This is a genomic window from Lamprocystis purpurea DSM 4197 (assembly GCF_000379525.1).
Lineage (GTDB): Bacteria > Pseudomonadota > Gammaproteobacteria > Chromatiales > Chromatiaceae > Thiodictyon > Thiodictyon purpureum.
In genome coordinates this window covers 1-5,909 of sequence record NZ_KB902396.1, presented here as the reverse complement: position 1 = coordinate 5,909, position 5,909 = coordinate 1, and the positions used below count along the sequence as shown (strand labels likewise).

Here is a 5,909-nt window from a genome sequence, read left to right as displayed (position 1 = left end):
CTGCCCCACCTGGACCGGATGGACTCCATGCTCCTGTCCGATCTCGTTCGTCGTTTTGACCCCGCGGATCGCCTCCAGGCCGACTTTGGCCTTGAAGGATGCCGTGTACGTCTTGCGCTTCGCTTCGCCCATTATGATATGCCCCTTTTGGTTCGACGCGAGCTTAAATTACTGTCCGGTTTTCAGGGTCCACTATACAGTGAGCGTGCGCGCTTCGGGCTGCCGTGCGGAGTGAACAGTTGCGCAAAGCCGATCAGCCCCGGCTTGATCTCGAATCGTGCATCGTACCCGGGAATCTGCCGGCACAGGTGCTCGTAGATCTCCGGTCGCTCCGGCCGTGGACCGACGATATTCATGTCTCCTTTGAGAATATTTAAAATCTGAGGTAATTCATCGAGTTTTGTGTCGCGGAGAAAGGCGCCGATCGGGGTCTCCAGTTGGTGCCGCTCCTGGAGCAGTGAAGCGCCGATGATCTGTTGGGCGTCTGGCCGCAGGGTGCGGAACTTATAGATCGTGAACAGTTGTTTGTGCAAGCCGAGTCGGGTGCCGGTGTAGAACACCGCGCCTCGACTGGTGAGTTTGATCAGGATCGGAATCAGGATCAGGAACGGCAGTGCCAATAAGAGCAGGGTCAGGCTGGCGGCAATGTTGAGCACGCCGTGTGCGATACTGTCGCTCGGCCATCGGCGCTCGATGACTGGCTGCTGGAGAAGGGCGACTGGCGGTAAGGTGTAGTGCATAGGAAAAACCCGGGCGCTGAGGTCCTGCGATGCGATCTTGTTGTGTTAAGTATTCTTAAGATTTTTGAGGGAATTGGTGTGACCTGGTAAGCGCTTTGGCAATGTGCGTTTGGGGACTTGGGTGCGCGGAGGGGCGCCGTGGCGGGGATCAGCGGCGCGCAGTCAACCGAAAAGCACGACAAAGGTCATCTGTGATGGTCAATACGGCTGCCGGCGTGCGCGGGGCGCCAACGCCTGTGAGTCGGGTGACGAGGCGGTCGGCTGGTACCCGGATCAATCGCGGAATGGGTTGCCGAATGGCGTGGGGATCAGGCCGGACCGGGGCCCGTGACCGGTCGGCAGGCCGGTCCGCGGATCAGGAGGCGCGCGGCGCGCTGGAGCGGGGCTGGGCATTCGCCGCGTCCGTGCGACGGCTGCACCAATTGCACGTCAGCCGGGTGCCCTTGGGGCTCTGGTCGTGGGTGCCGAACCCGGTAGGGCGAATGCCCTGGCAGAGTGTTCGACGGGAACCACCGATTCTGTTGGTTCCCGACCCCAATGTCAGAGTTTGGGCTTGGGTGTGTCCGCGGTCTCCACCGGCAGGATCGGGTAGATCACCTGTGGCTGCTCGCCGGTCAAAGCGGTGAGGAACTGCGCGATCAGCGTGGCCTCGTGTTCTTCCATCTCGGTGCCGAGCTGGGCGTTGGACATCACCGCAACCGCCTGTTCCAGATACCAAACCTGACCGGAGTGGAAGTAGGGGGCGGTCAGGGCGATGTTGCGCAACGGGGCGGCGCGGAAGACATACTCATCCGATGCGGTCTTGGTCACCGCAAAGCGGCCCTTGTCCCCGCGGGGCAGGATGTCCGCCCCCGGCTTCTTGATCAACCCGAACGGAAAATACGCCTGGCCGCCAAAATTCACGCCGCTGTGACAGGCAGTGCAGCCCTTGTTGATAAAGAGTTCCAGCCCTTGCTTCTGCTCCTGGGTCATGGCCTGGTCATTGCCCTCGAACCAGGCGTCGAAAGGCGCGGCCGGGGTGACCAGGGTGGCCTCGAAGGCCTCGATGGCGCGGGCCATGTTATCGAAAGTGACCGGGTCCGCCTCACCGGGGAAGGCCCGGCTGAAGCGTTCCACATACTGCGGCATGCTTTGCAGGGTGACGACCACGGCGTCCGGCTTGTTGGCCATCTCCACGCCGGCCTGCACCGGTCCCTTGGCCTGCTCCTTGAGGTCCGCGGCACGGCCGTCCCAGAACTGGGCCTTGTTATAAACCGCATTCAGGACCGTTGGGGCGTTGCGCGGGCCTTTTTGCCAGCCGTGGCCGACCGAGGTGGGCAGATTGTCATCGCCGCCGGTGCCCAGGTTGTGGCAGGTGTTGCAACTGATCAGGCCGCTGGCGGAAATCCGCGGGTCGAAGAACAGCATGGCGCCCAGGTCGATCTTCTCGCGCGTCAGCGGGTTGTCCGTCACCTTGCCGGCGCCGTAGGGCAGGGCGGCCAGCCCGGCGGACGTGGCCTGAGCACGCAGGGCAGCGTCATCGGCCAGGACCACACCGGCGGCGAGGGTGCCGACCAGCGCGGTTGAGCAAGCAACGGCGAACAGAGTGAGTTTCATGGAGACTCCTGGTGTTAGGTACATCGGAACACGTGATGCCTGCAACGGCACGCTAAGGTTAGCGACGCGGTGATGACGAGGCTATGACTTTGATCAGAAATTCCCGCGGATTCTTTTTTCTTGCACCGCGGCGGGGCATGCTGGGTCCAACATGACGCTCTCCATCCGCGCCAAGCTGTTCCTGACCCTGCTGCTGGCCTGCCTGCTGGTGGTCATCGGCACCCATGCCTTCGTGCGCTGGTCCATTGAACAGGGGCTGATCGAGTTGGCGGATGCGCGCGAGTCGGAGCGGATCAGCACCATTGCTGAGCGGCTCATCGCGGTCTATGCCGACAGCGGCTCCTGGGAGCCGTTACGCGCGGATAAGTCGCTGTGGATCGCGGCCTTACTGGGTCGTGACCCGAAGGATCGGTTGGCGCGCGCTGACCCGCGCCGCGGCCACCTGCCCCCCTGGGTGCGCCGTGTTCTGAACGATGCCGGCGGCTGGCCGCCGACCTGGGCGCTGGAGCGCGGCCGGGAGCGGCCCGCCCCGCTGGAGTTGCGGCTGATGTTGCTGGATGGGGCTGGGGCTGTGGTTTATGGCCAGTCGTCTCTGTTGCCGGGAGCCCGGCGCCATCCGCTGGAGTTGGACGGCCAGCCCATCGGTTCCTTGGCGACCCTGCCCGGTCCGCCGCTGGCCGAGTTGCCGGATCTCGAGTTTCAGTCCCGCCAGGGCAGCCGGCTGTGGATCATCGCTTTAGGGATGCTGCTGATTTCGGCCCTGCTGGCTTATCCGTTGGCGCAGCGTGTAGTGCGGCCGGTGCGGCGCATCCAGGAGGCGACCCGCCGCCTTGCTGCCGGGGATTTCACCGCCAGGGTGAGTGTGCATGGGGGGGATGAGATCGCCCGTCTCGGGCGCGACCTCAATGTCCTGGCCGCGACCCTGGAAGGCAACGAACAGGCGCGTCGCCGCTGGGTGGCCGATATCGCCCATGAACTGCGCACCCCCATCGCCCTGCTGCTGGCCGAACTGGAGGCGCTGCAGGATGGAGTGCGGCCCCTGGACCGGGCCGCGGTGGATGCCCTGCACGCCGACGTGCTGCGCTTGAACCGGTTGGTCGGGGATCTGCATGAGTTGTCGGTGACTGACCTGGGTGCACTGAGCTACCGGCTGACCGAGACCGATCTGCGCGAGGTCTTGCAGACGGATCTGGACGCCTTCCGCCCGCGCTTCCAGGCGGCGGGGCTTTCCCTGGCGCTGCAGGACCGGGCGCCAACGCCGCTGCTGTTGAGCGCCGATCCGGACCGGCTGTCGCAAGCGTTCCGCAATCTGCTCGGTAACAGCCTGCAGTACACCGACCCCGGCGGCGGGCTCACCGTCACCCTGGGCCGGAGCGGCGCGCGGGTGACGCTGGATTTCCAGGACACGGCCCCCGGCTGCCCGCCCGAGTCACTGCCGCGGCTGTGCGACCGGCTCTACCGGGTGGAGGACTCGCGCAGCCGCCACACCGGCGGGGCCGGGTTGGGCCTGGCGATCGTCAAGAACGTCGTCGAGGCCCATGGCGGTACCATCAGTGCCGCCGCCGCCCCAGTTGGTGGTCTGTGGATTCACATCGAGTTACCCGCCTGAGGGCCGCCATGCAGCAACCGCAGCGTATCCTGATCGTCGAAGACGAACAGCGTTTGGCCGCCCTGGTGGCCGACTATCTCAAGGCCGCCGGCTATCAGGTCGATCAGCTCTACACCGGCGAGACCGTGCTGGACTGGGTGCGCGCGCACCGCCCGGACCTGATCCTGCTGGACCTGATGTTGCCGGGCAAGGACGGGCTGACCCTGTGTCGGGAGATCCGCGCCGCGCCCGGCGAGCCGGGTCGGATACCCGTCATCATGACCACCGCCCGGGTCGAGGAGATCGACCGGCTGATCGGGCTGGAGCTTGGCGCCGATGACTATGTGTGCAAGCCCTACAGCCCGCGCGAGTTGGTGGCGCGGGTCAAGGCCGTCTTGCGGCGGACTGCCGCGCCGTTGGTGACTGACGCGCCCGGCGCCGCGGCGGTCGCTGCCGATCCGCTCACCCTGGACCCGGACGCGCTGCGGGTGCAGGCGCAGGGCCGGGCGATCGAACTCACCGCGGTGGAGTTCGCCCTGTTGGCGACCCTGCATGCGGCTCCCGGGCGCATCTTTTCGCGCGAGCGGCTGATGGACCGCATTTACACCGATCGCCGGATCGTCGCGGACCGCACCATCGACAGCCACATCAAGAAACTGCGCCGCCGGTTGGAGGAACTCCTGCCCGGCCGGGAGTTGGTGCACTCGGTTTATGGGGTTGGTTACCGGTATGAGGATCGGGGGGCGGAATGAGTCCCGGCAAAGCTGCCGTGGGAAAGCCTGATTATCAGCGGCATCCTGGTTCTGCGGCTGTTGACGAGACCGAAAGCCCTATTCGTCCTATGGATCGGGGTAAAGTGCTGCCATCTTCGCCGCCTGCACCGCCACCACGCGGCGCAAATCCGGCGGGGCGACCACCTCGACATTATCCCCGGCCCCCAACAGCCAGCGCAGCAATTGGCCTGTCGAGGGAACCCGCGCCCACACCCGCATCTCAAAGTCGGAGCCGGGCGGCTCGTCCACCCACCGCTGGCCCGCTGCCAATGGGCAGGCGGTGAGCACCGTCGCCAGATAACGACGCACCCGTAACTCCAGGTTGACCATCTCCCCCTGGCCGAAGTCGACCTGGCCGCTCGCGATGGCTTGATCCAGATCGAATCCGATCGCCGTCCGGACGGGCGTCCGGGTGAGTGCCCGAGCGCGGATCATTCGGTGCAAGGCGTAGATTCGGACCGGTGCTTCCTCGTCATTCTTCAGTGCAAACAGATAGGCGATGGGGCCACGCTGCACCAGGGCCTGGGGGTGCAGGCAGGCATCGCTGTGCTTGTCGTCGGCATTGGTATACAGCACCTGCAGGGCACAGGGCTGCGCCAGGGCCTCGATCACGGCCTCCAGCACGCCTTGATAAAGTGCCACGGGCCGCAGGCGCAGGGTATCGGGGACGATCCGCAAACGCGTCTCATCGAGCCTGGGACCCTCGGCATTGGTCAGTAACCGCTGCCACAGTCGATCGAGCCGTTGCTGGGGCAGTGCGTCCGCCACCAGGTCGCGCATCAACTGGAGGTCGTAGGCTCGGACCGCCTGGTCTTCGTCCGGTTCCGGCGCGACCAACCGGTAGCGCAACGGCTTGCCGCCGGGGTTGACCGCCTCGATCCGCCCCTCCTTCACCAGCTCTTCGAGATCGCGTTGCAGCGCACGCCGCCGCGCCTCCGGCGTCTTGCCGGCATACGCCTCACCGAGCGTTGCCAGCAGTTGCGTGGCATCCGGGCAAGCGCTGGCCGCCCGTCCGCGGGGCACCAGGAACTCCAGGCGCTTGAGGCGCGCGATGCGGGTTTCATGGGTAGCAGCCATGGTACCAGTGTGCGACAGAGTTTGACGCATGGCAATGGTTCAATACGCCTCACCAACCGCCGCGTAAGAGGAATCCGCCATGGCCCAGAAGAACCAAGACCTGTCGTCGCGCCAACTGCTTGACCTGATCGGTCT

5 protein-coding genes and 1 pseudogene are annotated in these 5,909 nt (G+C 65.4%); 2 read left to right on the top strand and 4 right to left on the bottom strand.

The genetic code is table 11. The annotated features are described in order from the left end of the window. The 3 genes and pseudogenes from A39O_RS32105 to A39O_RS0105230 form a co-directional block, all read right to left on the bottom strand. A pseudogene (locus A39O_RS32105) lies at positions 1–132 on the bottom strand (IS3-like element ISAfe17 family transposase); the annotation flags it as partial. Between the two features lie 50 nt (positions 133–182). Beyond that, positions 183–740: a sugar transferase gene (locus tag A39O_RS32100; protein ID WP_020503642.1), complete on the bottom strand. Its 558-nt coding sequence runs from the start codon at positions 738–740 to the stop codon at positions 183–185. Between the two features lie 540 nt (positions 741–1,280). Continuing rightward, positions 1,281–2,336, bottom strand: a complete 1,056-nt coding sequence (locus A39O_RS0105230) for a cytochrome-c peroxidase (protein ID WP_020503641.1) — start codon at positions 2,334–2,336, stop codon at positions 1,281–1,283. A gap of 151 nt (positions 2,337–2,487) precedes the next feature. On the opposite strand from A39O_RS0105230, the gene A39O_RS0105225 reads away from it, so the two are divergent. Together A39O_RS0105225 and A39O_RS0105220 are read left to right on the top strand one after the other, a co-directional pair. Continuing rightward, entirely contained in the window at positions 2,488–3,945 is a 1,458-nt protein-coding gene (locus A39O_RS0105225) for an ATP-binding protein (RefSeq protein ID WP_020503640.1), read from the top strand. 8 nt (positions 3,946–3,953) lie between these two features. After that, positions 3,954–4,676, top strand: a complete 723-nt coding sequence (locus A39O_RS0105220) for a response regulator (protein ID WP_020503639.1) — start codon at positions 3,954–3,956, stop codon at positions 4,674–4,676. Positions 4,677–4,763: 87 nt separating this feature from the next. Here A39O_RS0105220 and A39O_RS0105215 read toward each other — a convergent pair whose 3' ends face one another. Further along, positions 4,764–5,774, bottom strand: a complete 1,011-nt coding sequence (locus A39O_RS0105215) for a helix-turn-helix transcriptional regulator (RefSeq protein WP_020503638.1) — start codon at positions 5,772–5,774, stop codon at positions 4,764–4,766. Between the last annotated feature and the right edge of the window lie 135 nt (positions 5,775–5,909).

Excerpts from the sequence above, each read along its gene's own strand:
- A39O_RS32100 (WP_020503642.1), bottom strand. The coding sequence starts at position 740 with ATGCACTACACCTTACCGCCAGTCGCCCTTCTCCAGCAGCCAGTCATC.
- A39O_RS0105215 (WP_020503638.1), bottom strand. The coding sequence starts at position 5,774 with ATGGCTGCTACCCATGAAACCCGCATCGCGCGCCTCAAGCGCCTGGAG.
- A39O_RS0105230 (WP_020503641.1), bottom strand. The coding sequence starts at position 2,336 with ATGAAACTCACTCTGTTCGCCGTTGCTTGCTCAACCGCGCTGGTCGGC.
- A39O_RS0105220 (WP_020503639.1), top strand. The coding sequence starts at position 3,954 with ATGCAGCAACCGCAGCGTATCCTGATCGTCGAAGACGAACAGCGTTTG.
- A39O_RS0105225 (WP_020503640.1), top strand. The coding sequence starts at position 2,488 with ATGACGCTCTCCATCCGCGCCAAGCTGTTCCTGACCCTGCTGCTGGCC.